The organism is Pseudonocardia phyllosphaerae, assembly GCF_046546475.1.
In the GTDB taxonomy this organism is placed as follows: domain Bacteria; phylum Actinomycetota; class Actinomycetes; order Mycobacteriales; family Pseudonocardiaceae; genus Pseudonocardia; species Pseudonocardia phyllosphaerae.
Genome location: NZ_JBKGXS010000009.1, coordinates 164,164 through 186,897 on the forward strand (window position 1 = coordinate 164,164; position 22,734 = coordinate 186,897).

Annotated in this window: 21 protein-coding genes; 15 read left to right on the forward strand and 6 right to left on the reverse strand. The window is 74.5% G+C overall.

Going from position 1 to position 22,734, the window contains the following annotated elements:
* Positions 1 to 83 precede the first annotated feature (83 nt).
* Genes ACLE50_RS18735 through ACLE50_RS18745 form a run of 3 tightly spaced genes read right to left on the reverse strand, consistent with a single transcriptional unit; the run spans position 84 to position 2,871 of the window.
* On the reverse strand, positions 84 to 1,073 hold the full coding sequence (locus ACLE50_RS18735; protein ID WP_410944877.1) for a small ribosomal subunit Rsm22 family protein: 990 nt from the start codon (positions 1,071 to 1,073) through the stop codon (positions 84 to 86).
* Between the two features lie 55 nt (positions 1,074 to 1,128).
* Positions 1,129 to 1,662 (reverse strand): isopentenyl-diphosphate Delta-isomerase, encoded by a 534-nt coding sequence (gene idi, locus ACLE50_RS18740; RefSeq protein WP_410944878.1) that lies wholly within the window; start codon positions 1,660 to 1,662, stop codon positions 1,129 to 1,131.
* A 9-nt stretch (positions 1,663 to 1,671) separates the two neighbouring features.
* The gene (locus tag ACLE50_RS18745) at positions 1,672 to 2,871 is read right to left on the reverse strand and encodes an NAD(P)/FAD-dependent oxidoreductase (RefSeq protein ID WP_410944879.1); all 1,200 of its coding nucleotides are present in this window, start codon (positions 2,869 to 2,871) and stop codon (positions 1,672 to 1,674) included.
* Positions 2,872 to 3,071: 200 nt separating this feature from the next.
* Between ACLE50_RS18745 and ACLE50_RS18750 the strand changes: the two genes are divergently transcribed.
* The 6 genes from ACLE50_RS18750 (at position 3,072) to ACLE50_RS18775 (ending at position 11,162) form a co-directional block, all read left to right on the forward strand.
* Entirely contained in the window at positions 3,072 to 4,517 is a 1,446-nt protein-coding gene (locus tag ACLE50_RS18750) for an MDR family MFS transporter (protein WP_410944880.1), read from the forward strand.
* 756 nt (positions 4,518 to 5,273) lie between these two features.
* Entirely contained in the window at positions 5,274 to 5,630 is a 357-nt protein-coding gene (locus ACLE50_RS18755) for a hypothetical protein (protein WP_410944881.1), read from the forward strand.
* Entirely contained in the window at positions 5,627 to 7,456 is a 1,830-nt protein-coding gene (locus tag ACLE50_RS18760; protein WP_410944882.1) for a hypothetical protein, read from the forward strand. Before ACLE50_RS18755 ends, ACLE50_RS18760 begins: the two co-directional genes overlap by 4 nt.
* Entirely contained in the window at positions 7,456 to 9,498 is a 2,043-nt protein-coding gene (locus ACLE50_RS18765; RefSeq protein ID WP_410944883.1) for a hypothetical protein, read from the forward strand. The genes ACLE50_RS18760 and ACLE50_RS18765 overlap by 1 nt, the downstream gene beginning before the upstream one ends.
* A 54-nt stretch (positions 9,499 to 9,552) precedes the next feature.
* Complete coding sequence (locus ACLE50_RS18770; protein WP_410944884.1) at positions 9,553 to 10,845, forward strand: YeeE/YedE family protein; 1,293 nt, start codon at positions 9,553 to 9,555, stop codon at positions 10,843 to 10,845.
* 47 nt (positions 10,846 to 10,892) lie between these two features.
* A complete protein-coding gene (locus ACLE50_RS18775) occupies positions 10,893 to 11,162 on the forward strand; it encodes a hypothetical protein (RefSeq protein ID WP_410944885.1) in 270 nt (89 codons plus the stop codon).
* A 190-nt stretch (positions 11,163 to 11,352) separates the two neighbouring features.
* Here the strand turns inward: ACLE50_RS18775 and ACLE50_RS18780 are convergent, their stop codons facing one another.
* Positions 11,353 to 12,153 carry a YceI family protein gene (locus tag ACLE50_RS18780; protein WP_410944886.1) on the reverse strand — a complete coding sequence of 267 codons (801 nt, stop codon included), beginning with the start codon at positions 12,151 to 12,153 and terminating at the stop codon, positions 11,353 to 11,355.
* Complete coding sequence (locus ACLE50_RS18785; protein ID WP_410944887.1) at positions 12,150 to 13,148, reverse strand: carboxypeptidase regulatory-like domain-containing protein; 999 nt, start codon at positions 13,146 to 13,148, stop codon at positions 12,150 to 12,152. The genes ACLE50_RS18780 and ACLE50_RS18785 overlap by 4 nt, the downstream gene beginning before the upstream one ends.
* A gap of 78 nt (positions 13,149 to 13,226) precedes the next feature.
* Between ACLE50_RS18785 and ACLE50_RS18790 the strand changes: the two genes are divergently transcribed.
* Positions 13,227 to 14,144, forward strand: coding sequence for an AurF N-oxygenase family protein (locus tag ACLE50_RS18790; protein WP_410944888.1), 918 nt, complete (start codon positions 13,227 to 13,229; stop codon positions 14,142 to 14,144).
* Between the two features lie 66 nt (positions 14,145 to 14,210).
* Positions 14,211 to 15,764, forward strand: coding sequence for an FAD-dependent oxidoreductase (locus ACLE50_RS18795; RefSeq protein WP_410944889.1), 1,554 nt, complete (start codon positions 14,211 to 14,213; stop codon positions 15,762 to 15,764).
* A 69-nt stretch (positions 15,765 to 15,833) separates the two neighbouring features.
* Here the strand turns inward: ACLE50_RS18795 and ACLE50_RS18800 are convergent, their stop codons facing one another.
* A complete protein-coding gene (locus ACLE50_RS18800) occupies positions 15,834 to 16,727 on the reverse strand; it encodes a LysR substrate-binding domain-containing protein (protein ID WP_410944890.1) in 894 nt (297 codons plus the stop codon).
* Between the two features lie 83 nt (positions 16,728 to 16,810).
* Between ACLE50_RS18800 and ACLE50_RS18805 the strand changes: the two genes are divergently transcribed.
* The 7 genes from ACLE50_RS18805 to catC all read left to right on the forward strand — a co-directional run bounded on the left by ACLE50_RS18805 (position 16,811) and on the right by catC (position 22,706).
* The gene (locus tag ACLE50_RS18805; RefSeq protein WP_410944891.1) at positions 16,811 to 18,004 is read left to right on the forward strand and encodes a thiolase family protein; all 1,194 of its coding nucleotides are present in this window, start codon (positions 16,811 to 16,813) and stop codon (positions 18,002 to 18,004) included.
* On the forward strand, positions 18,001 to 18,696 hold the full coding sequence (locus ACLE50_RS18810; protein ID WP_410944892.1) for a 3-oxoacid CoA-transferase subunit A: 696 nt from the start codon (positions 18,001 to 18,003) through the stop codon (positions 18,694 to 18,696). The genes ACLE50_RS18805 and ACLE50_RS18810 overlap by 4 nt, the downstream gene beginning before the upstream one ends.
* A complete protein-coding gene (locus ACLE50_RS18815) occupies positions 18,693 to 19,370 on the forward strand; it encodes a 3-oxoacid CoA-transferase subunit B (RefSeq protein ID WP_410944893.1) in 678 nt (225 codons plus the stop codon). The genes ACLE50_RS18810 and ACLE50_RS18815 overlap by 4 nt, the downstream gene beginning before the upstream one ends.
* 99 nt (positions 19,371 to 19,469) lie before the next feature.
* Positions 19,470 to 20,405, forward strand: coding sequence for a LysR substrate-binding domain-containing protein (locus ACLE50_RS18820; RefSeq protein ID WP_410944894.1), 936 nt, complete (start codon positions 19,470 to 19,472; stop codon positions 20,403 to 20,405).
* Positions 20,402 to 21,502 carry a mandelate racemase/muconate lactonizing enzyme family protein gene (locus ACLE50_RS18825; RefSeq protein WP_410944895.1) on the forward strand — a complete coding sequence of 367 codons (1,101 nt, stop codon included), beginning with the start codon at positions 20,402 to 20,404 and terminating at the stop codon, positions 21,500 to 21,502. Before ACLE50_RS18820 ends, ACLE50_RS18825 begins: the two co-directional genes overlap by 4 nt.
* 44 nt (positions 21,503 to 21,546) lie before the next feature.
* A complete protein-coding gene (gene catA / locus ACLE50_RS18830; protein ID WP_410944896.1) occupies positions 21,547 to 22,419 on the forward strand; it encodes a catechol 1,2-dioxygenase in 873 nt (290 codons plus the stop codon).
* Positions 22,416 to 22,706 (forward strand): muconolactone Delta-isomerase, encoded by a 291-nt coding sequence (gene catC / locus ACLE50_RS18835; RefSeq protein WP_410944897.1) that lies wholly within the window; start codon positions 22,416 to 22,418, stop codon positions 22,704 to 22,706. Before catA ends, catC begins: the two co-directional genes overlap by 4 nt.
* The last annotated feature ends 28 nt before the right edge of the window (positions 22,707 to 22,734 follow it).

The window sequence follows — 22,734 nt, forward strand, 5'->3', positions numbered from 1 at the left end:
TCCACGATGCCGGTGTTTGTTACGGGATTGCTACGTGGTTCCCGGAGGCCGGACGGTGACCTTCGTCTCCACCGGTTGCAGGGTCACGAACCGTGACCGTCCGGCGGCCAGGCGTCGCCCCACTCGGCGTCACGGGCCTGCCGGAACAGCTCCTTGCGGCTGCGCGGAACGGGGGTGTCGCGAAGCCGGCCGTCGGCGTCGCAGACACGAAAAGTGATCAGACCCTTCCGCGACGACGGGTGCCGGACGATCCGCCCCGGCGCGTGCCCCGGGGTCTCGCGCATCGCGACGACGTAGGAGAACTTCTCGTCCTCGTGCCCCAGCGAACCCGCCTTGAGCGCCCGGTGCCGGGAGCTGCGGTTCACCCGCGCCGCGAAGTGGCACCAGTCGTCGCCGGTGACCGGGCAGGCGTCGTCGTGCGGGCAGGGAGCGGCGATCGTCATCCCGGCCACCAGCAGCCGCTCTCGCGCGGCGAGGATCCGGGCGTAACCGCCGGGAGTACCGGGCTCGACGAGCGCGACCACCCGTGCCGAGCGGGCCGCCGCGTCGACCAGGGCGTCGCGGACGGTCTCGGGGAGCTCGCCGAGCAGGTAGTTCGCGGTGAGCAGGTCCGAGGACGGCAGCACCGGGTCCGCGCCGAGCACCGTGGCCTCCCAGCGGGCGCCGCGCACGGCCGGTTCGCTGGTCCCCTCGGCGATCCGGCGGCCCAGCGAGCGCGCCGGAGACGCGGCCTCCAGCACGGTCGCGCCGCGCAGCGACGGCCACACCTGCGCGGCCGCCCACACCGCCGCCCCGGTGCCACCGCCGACGTCGACCAGGGTCTGCGGGGCGGGCACCCGCACGGCGGCGCGTTCGAGCACGTCGAGCACCGCGGCGTGCGTGGCGGGCATCCGGTACGCGGCGTAGGCGGCGGCGTCGTCGGCGGTGCGCAGGATCGGCGCCGACGGCACGCTCCCACTGCGGTACGCGCCGATCAGCCGCTCGACGACCGGGGTCAGCCGGGCGGACGGGATCGGGTCGAGCACCGCGTCCAGCGCGGCGGCCAGGTCGTCGGCGAGGTGGGTCGTGCTCACGGGGTCGTCGTCCTCACGGGCGCCATCCCACCACCCGCCCCGGGCCGGCCCGAGGTCAGGCGCGGCTCAGCAGCGGATCCCCGAGGGCGTCGAGCAGCGGGGCCTGCAGCCGCGCCCACGGCGACAGCCCCGATGCCGGGTCGTCGGCGGCGGCGCGGAACTGCTCCCAGGTCCACCAGGCGACCTCGGAGACCTCGTCCGGGTGCGGGGCGGGCTCACCGTCCAGGCGCGCCAGGTAGACCGGGCACAGCTCGTTCTCCTCGACACCGTCCTGCGAGGCGCGGTAGGAGAACTCCGGCAGCGCCAGGCGCAGCTCGCTCGCGCGCAGGCCCAGCTCGTCGTGGAGCCTGCGGTGCACCGCGTCGGCGATGTCCTCGCCCGGGCCCGGGTGCCCGCAGCAGGTGTTGGTCCACACCAGCGGGAACGCGGTCTTGCTCCCGGCCCGGCGGGTCACCAGCAGCCGGCCCGCGCCGTCCACGCCGTAGCAGGAGAACGCCAGGTGGCGCGGGGTGCTCGCCCCGTGCACCGTGGCCTTGTCCGCGACACCGATCGCGTTGCCGTCGTCGTCCAGCAGCACGACCTGTTCCATGCGTCCTGTCTACCCCAGCGCCCGCGACGCGGCGCGCCGACCGCCGCGCAGCCCCCGCCGCAGCGCGCCGCGGGCGAGGTGCGCGGCGACCAGACCGAACGCGCCCGGGGTGACGACGCCGCGGGCCAGCCCCAGCGACACCGCGCAGTCGAACACCCGCTGGTGCGCCCCGGCCGCGCCGATCGCGGCGTCGAGGAACTGCGGGCGGGCGGCGAGGCGGGCCAGCCGGACGACGTGGCGGTGGTGGCGCCCGAACGTCCGCTCCATCGCCGCCCGGTGCGCGGCCCCGGCGCCTGCGCCGTGCAGCGCGCTGCGCCCGGCGAGAATCCCGGACGCGACGGCGTCGAAGATGCCCTCGCCGGTCAGCGGGTTGACCTTGGCCGCGGCGTCCCCGGCGAGCAGCACCCGGCCGTCGGGCTGGAACCGCGGGGTCGTCGACAGCGGCAGGTGGTGCGCGCGCAGCGTGCCCGGGGCCGGGGCCTGGCCGGGCAGCAGCTCGGCGAGCCGCTCCAGCATCTCCGCCCGGGACCCGGCGCCGCGCTTGTCGAACACCCCGAAGCCGACGTTCGCGCCGCCGCCGGCGACCGGGAACGACCAGGCGTAGGCGGGGTAGGTGCCGCCCGCGTACTCGATGGACAGCGTGCCGGGCTCGCCGGAGACGGGGGAGTACCCGCGGATCGCGACGGCCGTGCCCTCCGGCGGTGCGGGCGGAGCGCCGAGCGCGCGGCGCACCACCGAGTTCGCCCCGTCCGCGCCGACGACGACGCGGGCGGCGATCGAGCCGTCCAGCACGACGCGGTCGTCGCGGACCTCCACGGTGCGGACCCGGTGCCGGTGCAGCCGTGCCCCCGCCGTGACGGCGGCGTCGACGAGCGCGGCGTCGAGCACCTCGCGGCGGATCACCCTGTTCGGCCGCGGCGCGACCCGGTCCACCGCCCGGCCCGACGGTGTCCGGAGCCGCAGCCGCGGCGTCTCCGGGCCGAGCTCGCGGATCCCGGTGACGCCCAGCTCGTCGAGCAGGTCGAACACCTCCGCGGCGACGCCGTCCCCGCAGGTCTTGTCCCGCGGGAACTCCGCGGAGTCCAGCAGCAGCACCGACGCGCCGGGCGCCAGCCGCAGTGCGTTCAGCGCGGCCGCCGAGCCCGCCGGTCCGGCGCCGACCACGACCAGGTCGTGCACGCGCTCGTCGTCGTAGAACGGTTCCCCCACGACGGGACATTCTGCGCCCACCGGTGTCCGCCCGGTGCGGACGGCGTGCGCCCGCGGCGAAACGGCCGAAATGGCGTGGCACGACACGAGCGGGCGGGTGTTCACTCGTGGGCACCGCATCGACGTCCCGCAGCGGTGACGCGCGCCCCGGACCGGGTCGCCGCGTGCCCGGCGGGCCCCATGCCCGAGGAGGCACCCCCGTGACGACCGAGCCGTCCACCGGCCCCGCACCGGAGACGCAGCGACTCCCGGCGGGCGCCCCACTGATCATCGGCCTGCTGGTCGGCTCCGCCTTCGTCATGATCCTCAACGAGACGATCATGAGCGTGGCGCTGCCCGCGCTGATCGTCGACCTGCACGTCGCGCCGTCCACCGTGCAGTGGCTGACCAGCGGTTTCATGCTCACGATGGCCGTGGTCATCCCGATCACCGGCTATCTGCTGCAGCGGTTCCCGCCGCGCAAGGTCTACCTGGCGTCGATGGCGCTGTTCAGCACCGGCACGTTGATCTGCGGGCTCGCGCCGGTGTTCGCCGTGCTGCTCGCCGGCCGCGTCGTGCAGGCCACCGGCACCGCGGTGATGATCCCGCTGCTGATGACGACGATCCTGCGCCTGGTCCCGGAGTCCCGCCGCGGGCAGACGATGGGCACCCTGTCGGTCGTCATCGCCGTCGCCCCGGCCGTCGGGCCGACGCTGTCCGGGATCATCCTGTCCGCGCTCGGCTGGCGCTGGATGTTCTGGATCGTGCTGCCGATCGCGCTGGTCGCGCTCGCCGCCGGGGCGATCTGGCTGAAGGTCGAGGCGGACACCTCGGACGCGCCGCTGGACGTGCCGTCCGTGCTGATCTCCGCGGTCGCGTTCGCCGGGCTCGTCTACGGCCTGTCCGCGATCGGCGAGTCCGCGGGCGGCGCCGGTGCCGGCGTGCCGCCGTGGGTGCCGCTGGTGGCCGGGCTCGTGGCGCTTGCCGTGTTCGTGCACCGCCAGCTCCGGCTGCAGCGCGACGTGCGCCGCGCCCCGCTGCTGGACATGCGCCCGTTCCTGTCCCGGCGGTTCACCCTCGCGCTGGTGCTGGTCGCGATCGGCTTCGTGTCGCTGTTCGGGGCGATCATCCTGCTGCCGCTCTACATCCAGGACGTCCGGGACCAGAGCGCGTTCGTCGCCGGGCTCACCGTGCTGCCCGGCGGGCTGGCGATGGGCCTGATGGGGCCGTTCGTCGGGCGTGCCTACGACCGGCTGGGCGCCCGCCCGCTGGTGCTGCCGGCGTCGGTGCTGCTCTGCGCGGTGATGTGGGGCTTCACCACGATCGGGGAGACCACCCCGCTGTGGACGGTCACGCTGCTGCACGTCGGGCTGTCGGTGGCGCTGGCGACGATGCTCACCCCGCTGATGACCGACTCGCTCGGCTCGCTCACCGGGGAGCTGTACTCGCACGGCAGCGCCATCCTGACGACGTTGCAACAGGTCGCCGGGGCCGCGGGCACCGCGCTGTTCATCACCGTCATGACGCTGGCCTCCGGCGCCGGCGGGGTCGACGCTGCCGGTATCCACGCCGCGTTCCTGGTCGCCGCGCTCATCTCGATCGCGGTGGTCGTCGTCGCCGTCCTGGCCGCGCGGCGCCCGCACGAGGAGCCCGTCGCGGCGTCCTGACCAGCGGTGATCACGGTTTCGGAGGGATTCCGGCCACCGGTGGCCGTCTGCGCTCCGAAACCGTGATCACCGGGTCGCGGGGCCCCGATCCGGGCACCGGCCACGGACCGGGGTGTCCGGACTCCTTCCCGTATCGTCGTCCGGCCGCGCAGGAACGCCAGGTCAGCGCGGGTGCGGCGGCGCGGTTCCCGGACCCGTTGACACGATCGAGTGAATCGCTGGAGTCCGGTTCGGGTGGTCGGGGCGCCTCCGTCCGGGCCGTCCCGGGGCGTCCGGAGGGCGGATCCGGGGTCCGATCCGCCCGTTTCCGCCCCGTTCCCATGATGTGGACACAGGTGCCGCCGACTACTCCGAACGCGGGATGCACACTGTTCCGCATGCACCTCGTCTCCCGGTTCGCATGTCGACGCCACGTCGACCTGTGCCGCCAGGCGAGCGCGCTCTGTTCCCGGCGCCGTTGACGCCAGGCAGGGCCGCTCCCCGCAGCCCTGCACGGTGACCGGCCGCCCCACGCCCCGCGTGCCGCGGCCGGAACCGATCCGGCACCCGCGCACCCGCGCGGCCCCTCCGCCACCCCCGAGCCGGGCGTCCCGGAGGGCGCCAGGGACCCCGGCGTCCGCCGGAACCCACATCCCGCCTGCCACGCCCCGCCGCCCGACCGCGCCGCTCCCCGGCCGGACGCGCGGCGGTCACGTCGCGCGCCGGATGTCCGCCCCGTGGTCCCACCCGCTCCCCACACCGCGAAGGAGAGGCCCCGTGCCCCGACACCGCGCACGAACGACGTCCCGCGTCCGCCTGTTCGCAGGCGGGACCGCGCTCGCCGGTGCCGCCCTGCTGGCATCCACCGGCGCCGCGCAGGCGGCGACGCCGGACCTGGTCCCCGACCTCGGCCCCGCGCTGAGCACCGACCACGAGGACCAGAAGCCCACCCCGGCCCCGACCGCGCCGCCCGTCGAGCCGTCCTACACCGCCTTCGGGCCCGACCAGCCCATCCAGCAGCTGCGCGACTTCGCCCCCGCGGGCGTACCGGTCGCCGGGCTCGTCGACGTCGTGAGCAAGGCGCCGAAGCAGATCACCCCGTCGTTCCTCCCGGGCGGGGGCTCCGGCGAATGAAGCTGTTCCCGAGGAGCCGCGTCGGCAGGCGCGCCGCGTACGCCCTGATGGGCGCCGCGGTCGTCGCCGGTGCCGTGGCCATTCCCGCGCAGGCCCAGGACCCGACCGAGACCGTGCGGTCCGAGGTCACCGGCGGTGACGGCAAGAACTACTGGGTCGAGAACAACCTCACGCCCGAGGCGAAGAAGCCCGCGGAAGGGGGGAAGAAGAAGGAGTACATGGTCGTGTGGGCCGGCGACGAGAACGCCGCCGACACCGCCGTACCGGACGTCAAGAAGCTCCCCGGCTCGGTCGCCGACCCGATCGACAAGGTCCGCAACGCCGGGCCCGGGCCGGACTTCATGGCCGTCATCGACGCCACGAAGGGCTCCCCGGACTACGGCAAGGTCGTCAACACCGCGACCGTCGGCCCGCTGGTGGAGAACGAGCCGCACCACATGCAGTACTCGTGGCGCAAGGGCGACAAGATCTACGCCGGTGGCCTCTTCTCCGCCGCCACCTACGTCTTCGACGTCTCCGCGCTGCCGCAGCTGAAGCTGTCCGGCATCTCGCTGCCGTCGCAGACGCTCTGCGGCTCGGTGCCCGACGCCTACTGGGTGCTCAAGGACCGCACCGCCTACGGCACCTACATGGGCGGTCCCGTCGCCCCGGGCCCGTGCCGCTACACCCACGGCGAGGTGCGCACCGGCAACGGCTTCGCCGGCTCGCCCGGGTCGGTCGTCCGCTTCGGCGAGGACGGCGAGAACAAGGTCGAGGCACCCGCCGCGACCGAGACGCCCGAGGATCCGACGCAGTGCCTCAACATGCCCTCGCTGGGCAACCCGACCTGCGCCAACCCGCACGGCATCCAGGTCCGCGAGGACCTGAACACCATGGTCACCAGTGACTACGCCGAACCGAGGACGATCATCCTCGACCCGGTGAAGAACCCGTCGCCCTACCTGCGACGACCGACCGTGCGGACCTGGGACATCTCGGACAAGAACCATCCGAAGGTCAAGGCCGTCTCCTACCTGCCGACCGGACCCCGCTCCAACGGCAAGGACCCGCTGCGCAACGAGAACCGCGCCGCGATGGAGACCACGGTGACCAACCGGCCGGGCCACAAGGGCGCCTTCGCCCAGACGATGCAGGGCGGCGCGATCTTCTACACGCCCGACATCACCGTGAAGGACCCCGTGTGGAAGGAGGTCTTCGACCTCGGCACGGCGGCGCCGCAGCTCGGTGCCGGCGGCGAGAACGGCGGCCCGAGTGCCAACGGCGGCTGGCTGCAGACCAGCCCCGACGACAAGACGCTCTACCACGCCACGATCGGCCGCAAGGCCGGGACGCTGGGCCCGGACGACAAGGGCACCGCGGGCGGCGTCATCGCCCTCGACATCGACAAGCTGGTCAACTCGCCCGAGGCGGCCTGCTCGATCGACACCCAGCCGGAGATCACCGCCGGTGGTGCCGAGGGCGACTGCCCGACGCTGAAGTCCACCGTCGGCATCAACCCGGACAAGACCGGCGCCGGCCCGCACTGGGGTGCGCTCGACAACCTCGAGCACGGCCCCGACGGGTTCCTGCACCAGACCGACCAGCCGAAGCGGCTGGCGACCGCGGACTACTTCGTGGCCCGCACCGGTCTGGACGGCGACCACCGCGTCTGCGTCGTCGACATCGCCGGTGACGGCAAGCTGTCCCTCGACCAGGACTTCAAGGACGAGGACACCGGCGACACCTGCGTGTCGTTCAACCGCCAGAAGTGGCCGCACGGCGACTTCGGCAACGCGAAGCCGCACTCGATGCTGTTCGTGGCGGCCGACGAGGACATCAAGGACTGATGTCCGTGCTCACCACCCTGTCGTCGCCGGGCTCCCCGGTGCCGGCGCTCGTGCCGGCCGGCGGGCTGCTGCCCGCCGGCCCGGCCGGGGCCGCCTCCGCCACCACCTCGGTGGCGGGGGCGCCCCCGGCGCACCTCGTGGCACTCGCCGCGGGTGCCCCCTCACCGGTCGACGCCGTCCCCGCACTCGACGCGGTGCTGCGGCTCGTCCTGTTGACCGCACTGGCCGTGGTCGCCGGGGCCGGACTCGTCCGCCCGTTCGCCGGGGCCCCGGGCCGCGCCGAGCGGACCGTCACGGGGGTCGCGGCGGCGGTCGCGGTCGTCGCCGCGGTCGCCGCGGTGGCCCGCTCCGGCGGGAGCCCGTACTGGACGGCCGCGCTGCTCGTTCTCACTGCCGCGGTCCCGGCTCTGCTCACCACCCGTCGTCCGGTGACGGCGGTGCTGCCCGGTGCCGGGGTCGCGGTGCTGCTCGTGCTCGCCCTGGTCTCGGCCCGCTCCGAGCCCGTCCCGTCCCTCCTCGACGCCGGGTACGCGCTCGCCGGGTCGGTGCTGGCCGGCGCGGTCGTGCACCTGCTCACCCGCGGCACCGGTGCCGCTTCCGCTACCGGTACCGGCGTTGCCGCATCCGGGCGGCCGCGGATCGTCGTCGTGCTCGCGGTCGTCGCCGGAGCCCTGGCGGCGGCGTCCGCGGTGGCGCAGGTGCTGCTCACCGGGCCGTTCACCCTGGTCGACCTGGTGGGCAGCGGCTACGGCCGTGCCGCCGTCGTCATGGTCGCCGGGCCCGTCGTGGCGCTCGCACTCGCCGCCCGCGAGCTGCGTCCCACCCCGGCCACCCCGCTGTCCGGGGTGGCCCGGGCGAAGGCCCGCGCGGCCGTCGAACGCGGCCGGGGGGTGGCTGCCGTCGGCGCCGTCGGCGGGGTCGCGGCGACCGCACTGCTCGCCGCGCTGCCGCAGCCGGCCCCTGCCGCCGTTCCCGGACAGGCGCTGCTGCGCACCCTGGATCTCGGCGGCCGGACGGCGACGCTGGTCGTCGCACCGATGCGGCCCGGCCCGAACCTGGTGCAGCTCACCGGCGCCCCCGGCTCAGGGAACCCGGAGGACTCAGGGAACCCGGAGCACGACCACGCCGGTACCGCCCCGGCCGCGGGCGACGCCGTGCTGGTGGGGGACCGGGAGACCCCGGTCGCCGGCCGGCCCGGCGCACCCGGCGGCTGGGCCCTGGTCGACGTCCCGGCCGGGACGTCGTCGCTGACCGTCCGGTCGGCCGGGGTCACCCGCACCGTGCCCGTCGACGTCGGCGACCCCGGCACCCCGGCTCCGGCCGGAGCGCTCGGCGCCGACGGGCCGGAGTGTGCGTCGGCCGCGGTCGGCGACCTGCTCGGCGGCGGCACCGGAGCCGTCGGCAGCTGCCCGTCCGACCGGCTCGACGACGCCGACGCGGCCACCCTGCGCGGCACCGTCCGAGCACTCGCCGCCCGCGGCGCGCCCGGGGTGAGCATCGCCGGGGACGCCTCGCCGCGCTCCCGGGCCGCCGCCGGAGTCGTCCGCACCGAGGCCGCCGCGGCGAGGCTGCCGGTCCTGCCCGCCGCCACCGGCGACACCGCGCTGGTCGTGGTCTCCGGCTGGCAGGGCGCGGTCGGCACGCTGGGCGCCACCAACGAGGCCGCGGTGCGCGCACCCACCGCGCTCGGCGGCACCTACCTGGCGCCGTGGCTGCTCACCACCGGCGTGCTCGGCGCGACGCAGAGCGCGATCGTGCCGCTGGAGTTCGGGCCGCAGGAGGAGATCCCGCAGCGCTACGTCCGCTCCCTTGCCCAGGTCGCCCCGGGCTCGTCACCCTCGAGGTCCGGGTACCGGGCGTGGGCAGCGGCGTCGCACGGGCCGGTGGACGCGCCCGCGCTCTACGGGGCCGCCCCGGTCAGCGTCCCGATGACCACCGACGAGGCCGCGGGCGGCGGTCACCACGGCGCCCCGGACACGGCGGGCTGGTTCCCGGGCGGCGCCGTCGTCCGGGTCGGCTCGCCGCTGGACACCCGGCCGTGAGCACCACCGGCACGGGCACCACCCGCACCACCGGCACCCACGAGGAGAAACCCCATGTCCGTCGTCAGTGAGGGGAGCCGCACGCCGCACCCGCTGGTGCGCGCGCTGCGCGAGCTCCCCGAGTCCGGGCGCACCGCGTTCGGGCCGCAGGACCGTGTCGCCCCGCCCCCGCAGTGGGTGCCGGTGACGATCGCGGTCGTCCTGGCCGTGCTGTTCCTGGTCGGGGTCGGCTCGGTCGCCCCAGCCACCATGGTCGGGACGGCCGTGCTGGGCCTGCTGCTCGGCCTGGCCCTGTTCCACTCCCGGTTCGGATTCACCTCCGGCTGGCGCCAGCTCGTCGCCGTCGGGCAGGGCGCGGCGATCCGCGCGCACATGCTGATGCTGGCGACGGCGTCGGTGCTGTTCGCGGTGGTCCTGGCGTCCGGGTTCTCGCTCACCGGCGCTCCGAAGGGCCTCAGCTCGCCGATCGGGATCGGGCTGGTGATCGGGGCGTTCCTGTTCGGGCTGGGCATGCAGGTCGGCGGCTCGTGCGCGTCGGGCACGCTGTTCGCCGTCGGCAGCGGGCAGAGCGCGATCGTGCTGACCCTGTTCGGGTTCATCACCGGCTCGGTGCTCGCCGCGATCACCTACGCGTTCTGGACGCAGACGGTCCCGCAGGGTCCCGTGGTCGACCTCGGGCAGCTGCTCGGCTACCCGCTCGCGCTGCTGCTGACGCTGGTGGTGCTGGCCGCGATCACCGCCGCGACCTGGGTCGTGGCCCGCAGGCGCACCCCGCCGCCGGTGGAGCGCCCGCCGTCGGCCCGCGGTGCCGCCCGGATCCTGCGCGGGTCCTGGCCGATGTGGGTCGGCGCGATCGCGCTCGGCGTGCTGAACGCCGCGGTGCTGTTCGTGTCCGGGCAGCCGTGGGGCGTCACGTCGGCGTTCGCGCTGTGGGGCTCGAAGGTGCTGGCCTTCCTCGGCGTCGACGTCGCGAGCTGGACCTACTGGCAGGTCCCGGCGAACGCGAAGGCCCTGGCCTCCCCGGTGCTCGCCGACCGGATCTCCAACCTCGACATCGGGATCATGATCGGGGCGCTGTTCGCCTCCGCACTCGGTGGCGCGTTCGTGCTGCACAAGCGGATCCCGTGGAAGCTCGGCCTCGGCGCCGTGCTCGGCGGCATCGCGATGGGCTACGGGGCGCGGCTGGCGGGCGGTTGCAACATCGGCGCCTACTTCTCCGGCATCGCCTCGTTCAGCCTGCACGGCTGGCTGTGGGCGGTCTTCGCCCTCGGCGGCACCTGGGTCGGGCTGCGGCTGCGCCCGCTGTTCGGCCTCACGAACCCGAAGCCGGCCGACTCGCTCTGCTGAGCGGCCTGCCGACGGACCACCACCAGCTCCCCACGGAAGGAACTCACATGTCCCCGTCCCGCACCACCCGGATCGGCCTGATCGTCGCCGGTGCCGCCGCGCTCGCGGTGCCCGGTGGCATCGCGCAGGCCGCCACGCCCGCTCCGACGGACTCGGCCCCGGGGAAGCACGCCCCGACCAGGCCCGGTCACGCCGAGCCCGGCAACACCCCGGTCTACCTGCTGCGCGACGTCCCGGCGGCGCCACTGCCGCAGGACCTGCTCACCCCGGTCGACCTGACCGGAGCGGTCTACGGCCTGCTGCCCGGCGCGGGCTGACCCGCCCGACCGTGCCGTACCGGCGTTCGGGCGCCGGTGCGGCGGGCCGGCTCGCGCGGGAGCCCGCGAGCCGGTGAACCACGCCGGGGCCGTCCGGTGGTCGTCTCCGCCACCGGACGGCCCCGGCTCGTTCCGGCTCCACGGGCTCGACGACCGGGCCGCCCCCAGCCGCGCCGGTAGCTCCCCGGTGTCAGCTCTGCAGTACGGCCTGGATGTCGATGTCGATCCGCAGGGTGCGGCCGATCGCGAGCACCCCGGCCAGCACCGACTGGTTCCAGCTGATCGCGAACTCGTCGCGGGAGACCTCGGTGGTCGCGGTGAACGCGGCGCGCGTCCCGCCCCACGGGTCGGGGCCCGAGCCGCCGTAGACGACGTCGAGGTCCACCGGGGCGCTGACGCCCTTGAGCGTGAGCGTCCCGTGCACCGTCCAGCGCGACGAGTCGTGCCGGGTCAGCGACGTGCTCGCGTAGTGGATCTCCGGGTGCACCTCGACGTCGAGGAAGTCGGCGTTGCGCAGGTGCGCGTCGCGGTCCGGGTCGTCGGAGTCCACCGACGCCGGGTCGATCGTCACCTCGACGGTGCTCTTCTCGAGCGGGTCGGCGACGGTCACCGTCCCGCCGAACCGGCGCAGCCGCCCGTGGATCCGGCTCATGCCCAGGTGCAGCGCCGTGGCCTGCACGCTCGAGTGGTGCGGATCGATCGCCCAGGTCCCCGGGGCGGGCAGCACGCCGCCGCCGGTGCGGGCCAGCTCCAGCACGCCGAGGTCGACGTCGGTGCCGTCGAGCGGCACCGCCCGCGCCGAGGGCTCGAAGCCCGGCGCGACGGCGACGACCGTGTGCACCCCGGCCGCCAGCTCGTCGACGCTGAAGCCGCCGTCGGCGCGGGTCGCGGAACGGCCGCGCTGCTGCCCGGTCGTGTCCATCACGGTGACGGTGCCACCCGGCACCGGCCACCCGTCCGGGCTGGCCAGCCGCCCGTGCAGCGCGCTCATCGGGGTCCTCCGTTCCCGTCGGCCCGGCCCCGTGCGGGGTGCGGGCCCTGATGGTGGGGCGGTCCGTGCCGGTCGTCGGCCGGGCCGCGGGGGTCGGGGAAGCGGACCTCCACCGGTGTGGTCGCGCCGTGCTCCACCTGCACCACGCTCACCACCGGCGGGTACCCGCTCGCGGTCAGCGTGTGCTGCCCGGTCGGCAGGTCGTCGAACGCGTAGGTGCCGTCCGGGCCGGTCACGGTGGTCGCGATCGTGGTGCCGGAGCCGTCGACGACGGCGACCCGCGCCCCCTCGACCGCCCCGCCGCTCGACGACCGCACGGTCCCGCTCAGGCCCGCCCGCGCCGGCAGCGCGATCTCGACCGAGGTCCCGGCCGCGTCGAGGGTCACCGAGCGGGCGATCGGCTGGTGCCCGGGCACGGTGACGGTCAGCGTGTGCGGGCCGGCGCCCGGGGCGACGAGCCGGAACCGGCCGTCCGGACCGGGCGCACCGCTGGCGACGACGTCGCCGAGCGCGTCGATCAGTGCGATCCCCGCCGACGGCACCGGTGCCCCGGCGGCGTCACGCAGGGCGCCGTCGAGCACTGCACCGCCCGCGAGGGCCACGTCGTGCCGTGCGGTCCCGGCCGCGACGGCGACCAGTGCCGCCTGCGGCGGCGCGCCGGGTGCGGCGACGACGACCACGTAGGTGCCGCCGGTGGGCAGCCCGACCGCGTAGGTCCCGTCGTCGGCGCTCGCCGTGCGGCCGTGCTGGCGACCGTCCAGATCGGTGACGGTCACGACCGCACCGCCGACGCCGCTCACGCCGTCCCGGCGGTGCACCGTTCCGGCGATGCCCGGTGTCCCGGCTGCCACGTCTGCCACCCCCTGTTGTTTGTGTATGGCAACGGTATCGCCGCCGGTGGGGCGCCCGCCCGCCGGTGTGTGGAGATCACGTCCGCCTGAGTACGGAGATCGTGACAGGACCGGGTGAACCTGGCGCGAACTGTTGCGTCGCACGGTGTAACCCGTGGTAACGTTACCGCCGGTTACAGCGAGCGACGTCGCTCGGGAGCCCGAGGTCTGCGAGGAGCTGACATGACTGCCACCGCGCCGGAACCCCAGGTCGCGCCGACCGCCGAGGACCGCCGGGACACCGCGGAGCGCCTGCTGCGGTCGTCGGAGGAGCTGTCGTTCGACCCGGCCACCCAGGTCGACTGGGAGACCCCGCTCGACGAGGACAAGTACGGCCTGAGCCCGGAGTGGTGCAGCCTCTACGGCACCGCGTACTGGGACGAGATGACCGAGGCGCAGCGCAAGGAGCTGACCCGGCACGAGGCCGCGTCCGTCGCCTCCACCGGCATCTGGTTCGAGATGATCCTGCAGCAGATGGTGCTGCGGGACTTCTACGGCAAGGACCCGACGGACCCGTCGTTCCAGTGGGCGCTCACCGAGATCGCCGACGAGTGCCGGCACTCGATCATGTTCGCCCGCGGTGCCGCGAAGCTCGGCGCACCGGCGTACATCCCGAAGAAGATGGTCGTGGCCCTCGGCCGGATGTGTGCGATGACCTACTCCGGCGAGGCGGCGTACGCGTCGATCCTGGTCGCCGAGGAGGTCCTCGACGTCATGCAGCGGGACTGGATGCGCGACGAGCGCGTCGTCCCGTTCGTGCGGACGATCAACAACATCCACGTGGTCGAGGAGTCGCGGCACATGAAGTTCGCCCGCGAGGAGACCCGCGAGGGGCTCGCGAAGGCGGGCTGGCTGCGCCGCCAGATCAACAGCGTCGCCGTCGCGGGCGCGGCCTACTACATCGTCTCCAGCATGTGGAACGACGAGGTCTACGCCAACGCCGGCCTCGACGAGAAGCGGGCGCTGCGCGAGGCCGCGGCGAACGAGCAGCACAAGTCGATGCTGCGCTCGTCGTGCTCCGGGCTGATGGAGTTCCTGACCTCCTGCGGGCTGCTGACCCGCCCGGCGCTGTGGTTCTACCGCCGCGCCAACCTCATCTGAGTTCCCCGCCGGAGAGGTCCGCCCGAGACACTCCCCGAGACCCGCCCGAGAGACGGAGCCCGGACCGTGGCCTTCGCCATCACCCAGACCTGTTGCACCGACGCCTCGTGTGTCGCGGCGTGCCCGGTCAACTGCATCCACCCGACGCCGGGTGAGCCGGACTTCGGCACGACCGACATGCTCTACATCGACCCGCGGGCGTGCATCGACTGCGGTGCGTGCGCGGACGCGTGCCCGATCGACGCGGTGTTCCCGGTGGAGCGGCTCAGCGACTCGCTCAAGCCGTACGCGCAGGTCAACGCGGACTGGTACGCCGACAAGCCGGTCGCCGGGAAGCTCGAGGGCGACGCGACCGCGCGGTCGCCGCGCCCGGCGGAGGCGCCGACGTTCCACGAGTGGCAGGCGCCGGCGTTCACCCGGACCCTGCCGTCGGACATGGCCCCGCTCGACGTCGTCGTGGTCGGGACCGGCCCGGCCGGCATGTACGCCGCGCAGGACCTGCTGCTGCACACGTCGTCGCGGGTCACGCTGGTGGACCGGCTGGAGACCCCCGGCGGGCTCGTGCGCTACGGCGTCGCGCCGGACCACCCGTCGACCAAGCGGATCGCGCACTCCTTCGGCCGGTTCCTCGACCACCCGCGTGTGCGGCTGCGGCTGGGTACCGAGGTCGGCCGGGACGTCACCGCCGCCGAGCTCGCCGCCGCGCACGACGCCGTCGTGTGGGCGGTCGGGGCGCCGGTCCCGCGCGACCTCGGCGTCGAGGGGGAGGGGCTGCCCGGCAGCGTCGCCGCCGACGCCGTCGTGGGCTGGTACAACGGCCACCCCGACGTGGCCGCCGGCGCCGTGGACACCGGCGCGGAGCGGGTCGTCGTGGTCGGCACCGGCAACGTCGCGATCGACGTCGCCCGCATCCTGACCGCCGATCCGGACGATCTCGCCGGCACCACGATCGCCCCGGCCGCGCTGGCCGCGCTGCGCGAGGGCCGGATCCGCGAGGTCGTGCTGCTCGGCCGCCGCGGCCCGGAGTCGATCGCCGCGACCGCCCCCGAGCTGCGCGAGCTGCTCGGCCGCGACGGCGTCGACGTGGTGCTCGACGAGCACGACCCGCGGATCACCGAGTGGCTCGACCACCCCGGTGCCGGGGAGACCGAGCCGCAGACCCTGCTCCGTCGCGCGCGCCGCGAGAAGATCGACTGGTCGGTGCCGCCTGCGCGGCCGCGGGTCGTGCTGCGCTTCTGCACCAGTACCGAGCGGATCGTCGGCACCGCGCGTGCCGAGGGTGTGCTCACCGCCGACGGCGTGGAGATCCCGGCGGGACTGGTCGTGCGTGCCGTCGGGCGCGGCGGCCGCGCGATCCCCGGCCTGCCGTTCGACCCCGGCGCCGGGATCGTCCCGAACGTCGCCGGCCGGGTCGACGACATGCCCGGGCACTACGTCGTCGGGTGGGTCAAGCGCGGGCCGTCCGGCGGGATCGGCACGAACCGGATCGACGCCGCCGAGACGGTCGGATCGCTGCTCGACGACGCCGTCGCCGGGAACCTGCCGCAGCGGCCGTCGCGGTCGCGGCTGCGCACGGTGGTGCGCTCGCTGCGCCGCCGCCCGGCGCGCACCGGCGCCTGACCGGTTCCGGAGCGGGCCGGCGGGGCGGCGCCGGTCGGCCCCGGGGGCGGCTCGACTCCGGGTTGCGGCTCAGTCCCGGGTGGCTGCGGTGATCAGCGCCGCGACCCGGGCCACCGGTGCCGACTGTTCCGGCCGCCGTGCCAGTACCAGCGGTACCCGCACCGGGTCCCCGGCCAGCGGGACGTAGGCGACGCCGTCGAGCCGGAACGCCCGTACCGACGCCGGGACCAGCCCGAACCCCAGTCCCGCGGCGACGAACACGACCAGCGTCGCGGTCTCGCCGACCTCGACGAGCTCGGGCTCGAACCCGGCACGCCTGCACACCTCCAGCACCCGCGGCTGCATCGTCGAGCGCCGCCCCGAGGGGTGGGTGACCAGCGGCGTCCCGGCCAGCGCTGCCGCGTCGACCGTCCCGGCGCCGGCCAGCGGGTGGTCGGCGGGCAGCACCGCGACGAGCTCCTCGTCGCGCAGCGGCTCCAGCACCGTGCCGTCCCCGGCGGGGTCCGGTGCCGGGCCCGGCCGCAGCACCGCGAGGTCGATCTCCCCGCCGTGCAGCAGGTCCAGCAGCTCCGGGCCGAGGAGCTCCCCGCGCAGCACCAGCTCCAGGTCCGGCAGCTCGGCGCGGACCCGCTGCGCGACCCGCGGGAGCACGTCGTAGGTCGCGGTGCCGACGAAGCCGACCCGCACGCGTCCGGCACGGCCGGCGGCGAGCGCGGCGAGGTCGTCGGTGGTGCGGTCGTGGTTCGCGAGGATCTCCCGGGCCCGCTCCAGCAGCAGTGCACCGGCCTCGGTCAGCTCGGCGTGCCGGGTCGAGCGCTCCAGCAGCCGGGCGCCCACCTCGTGCTCGAGCCGGTTCAGCTGCTGCGACAGCGCCGGCTGGGCGATGTGCAGGCGCGCCGCGGCCCGGCCGAAGTGCCGTTCCTCGGCCAGTGCGACGAACGACCGCAGGTGGCGCAGCTCCATGACCACATCCTATGCCGCTGTCTTATCAATGCGGCCGGATCGAGTATTGGACGTGATGAGTGCCGGTTCCTAGCGTGGAGTCCGTGACCACCTCCTACGTCTACGCGTCCACCCGGACCCCGTTCGGCCGCCTGCGGGGCGGGCTGGCCGGGGTGCGTCCCGACGACCTCGCCGCCACCGCCCTGACCGGGGTGCTGGCGACGGCGCCCGGCCTCGGCCCGGCGGAGATCGGCGACGTCGTGTGGGGCTGCGCCAACCAGGCCGGGGAGGACAACCGCGACGTGGGCCGGATGGCGGTGCTGCTCGCGGGGCTGCCGACCTCGGTGCCCGCGACCACCGTCAACCGGCTCTGCGGGTCGTCGCTCGACGCGGTGCTGCAGGGTTCGCGTGCGGTCGAGACCGGTGACGCCGACGTCGTCGTCGCCGGCGGTGTGGAGTCGATGACCCGCGCACCCTGGGTGCTGCCCAAGCCCGCGAAGGGCTTCCCGGCCGGTGACCTCACCGCGGTGTCCACGACGCTGGGCTGGCGCCTGGTCAACGACCGGATGCCCGCGGAGTGGACCGCGTCGCTGGGGGAGTGCAACGAGCAGCTCGCCGACCGCTTCGGCATCTCCCGCGAGCGCCAGGACGAGTTCGCCGCCCGCTCCCACCGGCTCGCCGGGAAGGCCTGGGCGGACGGGTTCTACGACGACCTCGTCGTCGCCGTCCCGGACACCGACCTGGTCCGTGACGAGGGTGTCCGCGACGACTCCACCCCGGAGAAGCTCGCCGGGCTGAAGCCCGCCTTCCGCGCGGACGGCACCGTCACCGCGGGCAACGCCAGCCCGCTCAACGACGGCGCCGCCGCCGTCCTCGTCGGGTCCGGTGCCGCCGCGGACCGGATCGGCGGCGAGCCGCTGGCCCGGATCGCCGGGCGTGGCACGTCGGCGCGTGACCCGCAGGAGTTCGGCATCGCCCCGGTCGAGGCGGCCGAGCGGGCGCTGGCCCGCGCCGGGATCGGCTGGGACGACGTCGCCGCCGTCGAGCTCAACGAGGCCTTCGCCGTCCAGTCGCTGGCCTGCGTCGACGCGTGGAGGATCGACCCCGAGATCGTCAACACCAAGGGCGGCGCGATCGCGATCGGGCATCCGCTCGGCGCGTCCGGTGCCCGAGTCGTCGGCACGCTGGCCAAGCGGCTCGCCGAGTCCGGCGACCGCTGGGGCGTCGCGGCGATCTGCATCGGCGTCGGGCAGGCCCTGGCCGTCGTGCTGGAGAACGAGAAGGGAGCGCGCGCGTGACCGCCCGCATCTGCGAGACCTACGACGACGCCGTCGCAGGTACCCCGGACGGCGCGACCGTCCTGGTCGGCGGCTTCGGCATGGCAGGCATGCCCGTCGAGCTGGTCGACGCGCTCGTCCGCCAGGGCGCAGGCGAGCTGACCGTGGTGTCCAACAACGCCGGCAACGGCGACACCGGCCTGGCCGCGCTGCTCGCCACCGGCCGCGTCCGCAAGGTCGTCTGCTCCTTCCCTCGCCAGGCCGACTCCTGGGTCTTCGACGACCTCTACCGGTCCGGGCGGATCGAGCTGGAGGTCGTGCCGCAGGGCAACCTCGCCGAGCGGCTGCGCGCAGCCGGGGCCGGGATCGGCGCGTTCTTCACCCCGACCGGGGCGGGCACGCTGCTGGCCGAGGGCAAGGAGACCCGCGAGATCGACGGCCGCACCCAGGTGCTGGAGTACCCGATCTCCGGGGACCTCGCGCTGGTCAAGGCGCACCTCGCGGACCGGATGGGCAACGTCGTCTACCGGCGGACCGCGCGGAACTTCGGGCCGGTGATGGCCACCGCCGCGTCGACCGTCGCGGTGCAGGTCGACCGGGTCGTCCCCACCGGGGACATCGACCCGGAGACCGTCGTGACCCCCGGGATCTACGTCGACCGCATCGTGGCCGCCGACTCCGTGGCCGGACAGCAGCAGGAGGGGATCGCATGACCACCACCGCACCGGCCCCGCGCAGCACCCCGCGCGACAAGGACGAGATCGCCGCCGCCGTCGCCCGCGACATCGTGGAGACCAACCCCGGCGGCGCGTTCGTCAACCTCGGCATCGGGCGCCCGACACTGGTCGCCGACCACCTGCCCGAGGGCTCCGGCGTCGTCCTGCACACCGAGAACGGCATGCTCAACATGGGCCCGGCCGCGTCGGAGGACGAGACCGACCCGGACCTGATCAACGCGGGCAAGGTCCCGGTGACCGAGCTGCCCGGTGCCGCGTACTTCCACCAGGCGGACTCGTTCGCGATGATGCGCGGCGGTCACCTCGACGTCTGCGTGCTCGGTGCGTTCCAGGTGTCGGTGTCCGGGGACCTCGCGAACTGGCACACCGGCGAGCCGGACGCGATCCCGGCCGTCGGCGGGGCGATGGACCTGGCGATCGGCGCCAAGCGGGTGTGGACGGTCATGACCCTGTTCGACAAGCAGGGCACCCCGAAGCTGGTGCCGGAGTGCACGTATCCGGTGACCGGGCTGGGCTGCATCGACCGCGTCTACACCGACTACGGCACCTTCGCCCTGGAGTCCGGCCGGATGCGGGCGCTGGAGCTGTTCGGGACGACCGAGGAGGAGCTGGCCGAGCGGCTGACGCCGGTGGAGCTTGTGAGGGACTGAGACTCCGAAGATCTCAATTGAGATCGATCAGGACTTTGTGTCACTGAAGCGTCGCTCCTATCGTCGGTCCGGTCACAGCGGACGAGCCCGGGAGGCGACGTGGAGATCCGGCAGCTCCGGTACTTCGTGACCGTCGCCCGGACGCGGCACTTCGGGCAGGCCGCCGAGCGCCTGCACATGAACCAGTCCCCGCTGTCCCAGGCGATCCGCCAGCTGGAGTCCCAGATCGGGGCGACGCTGTTCACCCGCACCACCCGCAAGGTCGACCTGACCCCGGCGGGGGAGGCGTTGCTGCGCGACGCCCTGCGGATCCTGGAGTCGGTCGGCTCCGCCCAGGAGCGGGTGCAGCAGATCGCCGAGGGCCGCAGCGGCCTGGTCCGCGTCGGCAGCACCGGCCTGGCCGCCTACAAGCAGCTGCCGCAGCTGGCCCGGATCGTCGCCCGCGAGGCGCCCGGCATCGTGCTCAAGTTCGTCCCCGACCTGCTCACCCCGGCCAGCGAGTCCGCGCTGACCGAGGACCGCATCGACGTCGCCCTGCTGCGCCCGCCGGTGTCGCGCACCGGGCTGGTGACCCGGCCGATCGCGCGGGAGAAGCTCGTCGCCGCGGTGCCCGACCGGCACCGCCTCGCCGGCGCAGGCCCCGTCGGGCTCGGTGAGCTGCGCGACGAGCCGTTCGTGGTCTACGCGGCCAAGGAGTCCGTCGTCGCCTCCGCGGTCACCGAGGCCTGCCTGGCCGCCGGGTTCCTGCCGCACCGCGCGCACGAGGTCGCCGAGACCTCGGTGATGCTGACGCTCGTCGCGGCCGGACTGGGCATCGCCCTGCTGCCCGAGTCCGTGCTCGCCCTGCGCATCGAGGGTGTCCGCTTCGTGGGCATCGCCGACGACGCCTCCGTCGACCTCGCGCTCGCCTGGCGGGCCGACGACGACGCCCCCGCCATCCGCACGCTCGTCTCCGCGCTGGAGGACAACGGTTTCGTCTCGCCGACGGACACTCCGCCCACCGCGCTCGACCCCGTCCCCGGAGGACATCGGTGAAGATCGTCGCGATCGAGGCCGTCCCGTTCACCATCCCGTACCGCAAGCCGCTGCGCTTCGCCTCGGGTGAGGTGCACGAGGCCGACCACGTGCTCGTCCGGGTGCACACCGACGACGGCGTCGTCGGCGTCGCCGAGGCCCCGCCGCGGCCCTACACCTACGGCGAGACCCAGGCGTCGATCCGCGCCGTCATCGACCAGATCTTCGCCCCCGAGCTCGTCGGGCTCTCGCTGCTGGAGCGGGAGGTGGTGCACGCCCGGCTGGACCGCACGGTCGGCAACCCGGCCGCGAAGTCCGCCGTCGACATGGCCTGCTGGGACGCGCTCGGCCGCACCCTCGACCTGCCGGTGACCCAGCTGCTCGGCGGGTACTCCGACCGGATGCGGGTCTCGCACATGGTCGGGTTCGCGCCGGACGGGGCGATGGTCGCCGAGGCGGAGCGGGTGCGCGACACCTACGGCATCACCACGTTCAAGGTGAAGGTCGGCCGCCGGCCGGTGTCGGTCGACGTCGGCGCCTGCCGTGCGCTGCGCGAGGCACTCGGCCCGGACGTGGAGCTCTACGTCGACGGCAACCGCGGCTGGACGCCGTCGGAGGCGGCGCGGGCGCTGCACGCGATGGCCGACCTCGACCTGACGCTGTCCGAGGAGCTCTGCCCCGCCGACGACGTGCTCGGCCGGCGCTGGCTCACCGCCCGCACGACCGTCCCGACCGTCGCCGACGAGAGCGCCGTGACCAGCGGCCAGGTCACCCGCGAGCTGCTCGACGGCGCCGCCACGATGATCAGCATCAAGACCGCCCGGACCGGCTTCACCGCCTCGCAGCGGGTACTGCACCAGTGCGAGGGCCTCGGGTCGGAGGTCGTGATGGGCAACCAGATCGACGGCCAGATCGGCACCGCCTGCACCGTCGCGTTCGGGGCCGCTCACCGGCACAGCGCCCGCCGCGCCGGTGAGCTGTCGAACTTCCTGGACATGGCCGACGACCTGCTCGCCGAGCCGCTGGAGATCCACGGCGGCGAGCTGGCCGTCCGGCCCGGCCCGGGTCTCGGGATCGAGATCGACCCCGACAAGCTCGCGCACTACCGCACCGACTGACGCACCACCGTCCCGCAACCATCGCAGCGTCGAGGAGTGACCCGATGACCACCACCGAGCAGGACACCGGAACGACCGAGGAGCAGGCGACCGCCGCAGGCTCGGGGCTCAACGCCACGGCGACGTTCGCGCGCAAGGAGCGCGGCAGCAGCGGGCCGGTCGACCACGACCGCGTCTCGACGATCGCGAAGGACGCGCTCGGCGCGCTGCACGAGGTCATCCGGCGCCACCAGGTGACCTACGAGGAGTACGACGCGCTCAAGGCGTGGCTGATCTCGGTCGGCGAGACCGGCGAGTGGCCACTGTTCCTCGACGTGTTCGTCGAGCACGTCGTCGAGGAGGTCGCGCACGCCGACCGCAAGGGCGCCGTCGGCACCATCGAGGGCCCGTACTACATCCCCGGTGCCCCGGAGTTCGCGAGCGAGGCCGAGGTCCCGATGCGCGACGACGAGGCCGGCACCCCGCTGCTGTTCCAGGGCACCGTGTCCGACCTCGACGGCACGCCCCTGGAGAACGCGCTGGTCGAGCTCTGGCACGCCGACGACGCCGGCTACTACTCCCAGTTCGCCCCGGGCATCCCGGAGTGGAACCTGCGCGCGCAGATCCGCACCGGCGCCGACGGGCACTACGCGTTCCACACCATCCAGCCCGCGCCGTACCAGATCCCGACCGACGGTTCCTGCGGCCGGCTGATCGCCGCGGCCGGCTGGCACCCGTGGCGCCCGGCGCACCTGCACCTCAAGGTGACCGCCGAGGGCAAGGCCCCGGTGACGACCCAGCTGTACTTCGTCGGCGGCGACTACACCGACGACGACGTCGCCCAGGCCGTCAAGCCCGAGCTGATGCTCGACCCGCAGCCGGCCTCCTCCGGTGCGGGTGTGCAGGTCACCTACGACTTCCCGCTGGACCCCGCATGAGCGAACTCTTCGCCGTCCGCATGGACGTGAACCTCCCGCCGGACATGGATCCCGACGCGCGCAGCGAGCTGCTCGCCCGGGAGAAGGCCTACTCGCAGGAGTGGCAGCGCTCCGGGCACTGGCGCAGCATCTGGCGCTGCGTGGGGGAGTACGCCAACATCTCGATCTTCGAGGTCGACGGGAACGCGCAGCTGCACGAGATCGTCAGCGGGCTGCCGCTGTTCCCGTACATGGACATCACGGTGACGCCGTTGACGACGCACCCGTCGGACATCCACGCGTCCTGAGCCGTCCGCTCCTCCCGATCCGCCCGCA

Bases quoted from the DNA above. Each gene is read 5' to 3' on its own strand.
- idi (WP_410944878.1), bottom strand. From the start codon at position 1,662: ATGGAACAGGTCGTGCTGCTGGACGACGACGGCAACGCGATCGGTGTC.
- ACLE50_RS18760 (WP_410944882.1), top strand. From the start codon at position 5,627: ATGAAGCTGTTCCCGAGGAGCCGCGTCGGCAGGCGCGCCGCGTACGCC.
- ACLE50_RS18765 (WP_410944883.1), top strand. From the start codon at position 7,456: ATGTCCGTGCTCACCACCCTGTCGTCGCCGGGCTCCCCGGTGCCGGCG.
- ACLE50_RS18770 (WP_410944884.1), top strand. From the start codon at position 9,553: ATGTCCGTCGTCAGTGAGGGGAGCCGCACGCCGCACCCGCTGGTGCGC.
- ACLE50_RS18775 (WP_410944885.1), top strand. From the start codon at position 10,893: ATGTCCCCGTCCCGCACCACCCGGATCGGCCTGATCGTCGCCGGTGCC.
- ACLE50_RS18780 (WP_410944886.1), bottom strand. From the start codon at position 12,153: ATGAGCGCGCTGCACGGGCGGCTGGCCAGCCCGGACGGGTGGCCGGTG.
- ACLE50_RS18790 (WP_410944888.1), top strand. From the start codon at position 13,227: ATGACTGCCACCGCGCCGGAACCCCAGGTCGCGCCGACCGCCGAGGAC.
- ACLE50_RS18800 (WP_410944890.1), bottom strand. From the start codon at position 16,727: ATGGAGCTGCGCCACCTGCGGTCGTTCGTCGCACTGGCCGAGGAACGG.
- ACLE50_RS18815 (WP_410944893.1), top strand. From the start codon at position 18,693: ATGACCACCACCGCACCGGCCCCGCGCAGCACCCCGCGCGACAAGGAC.
- catA (WP_410944896.1), top strand. From the start codon at position 21,547: ATGACCACCACCGAGCAGGACACCGGAACGACCGAGGAGCAGGCGACC.
- catC (WP_410944897.1), top strand. From the start codon at position 22,416: ATGAGCGAACTCTTCGCCGTCCGCATGGACGTGAACCTCCCGCCGGAC.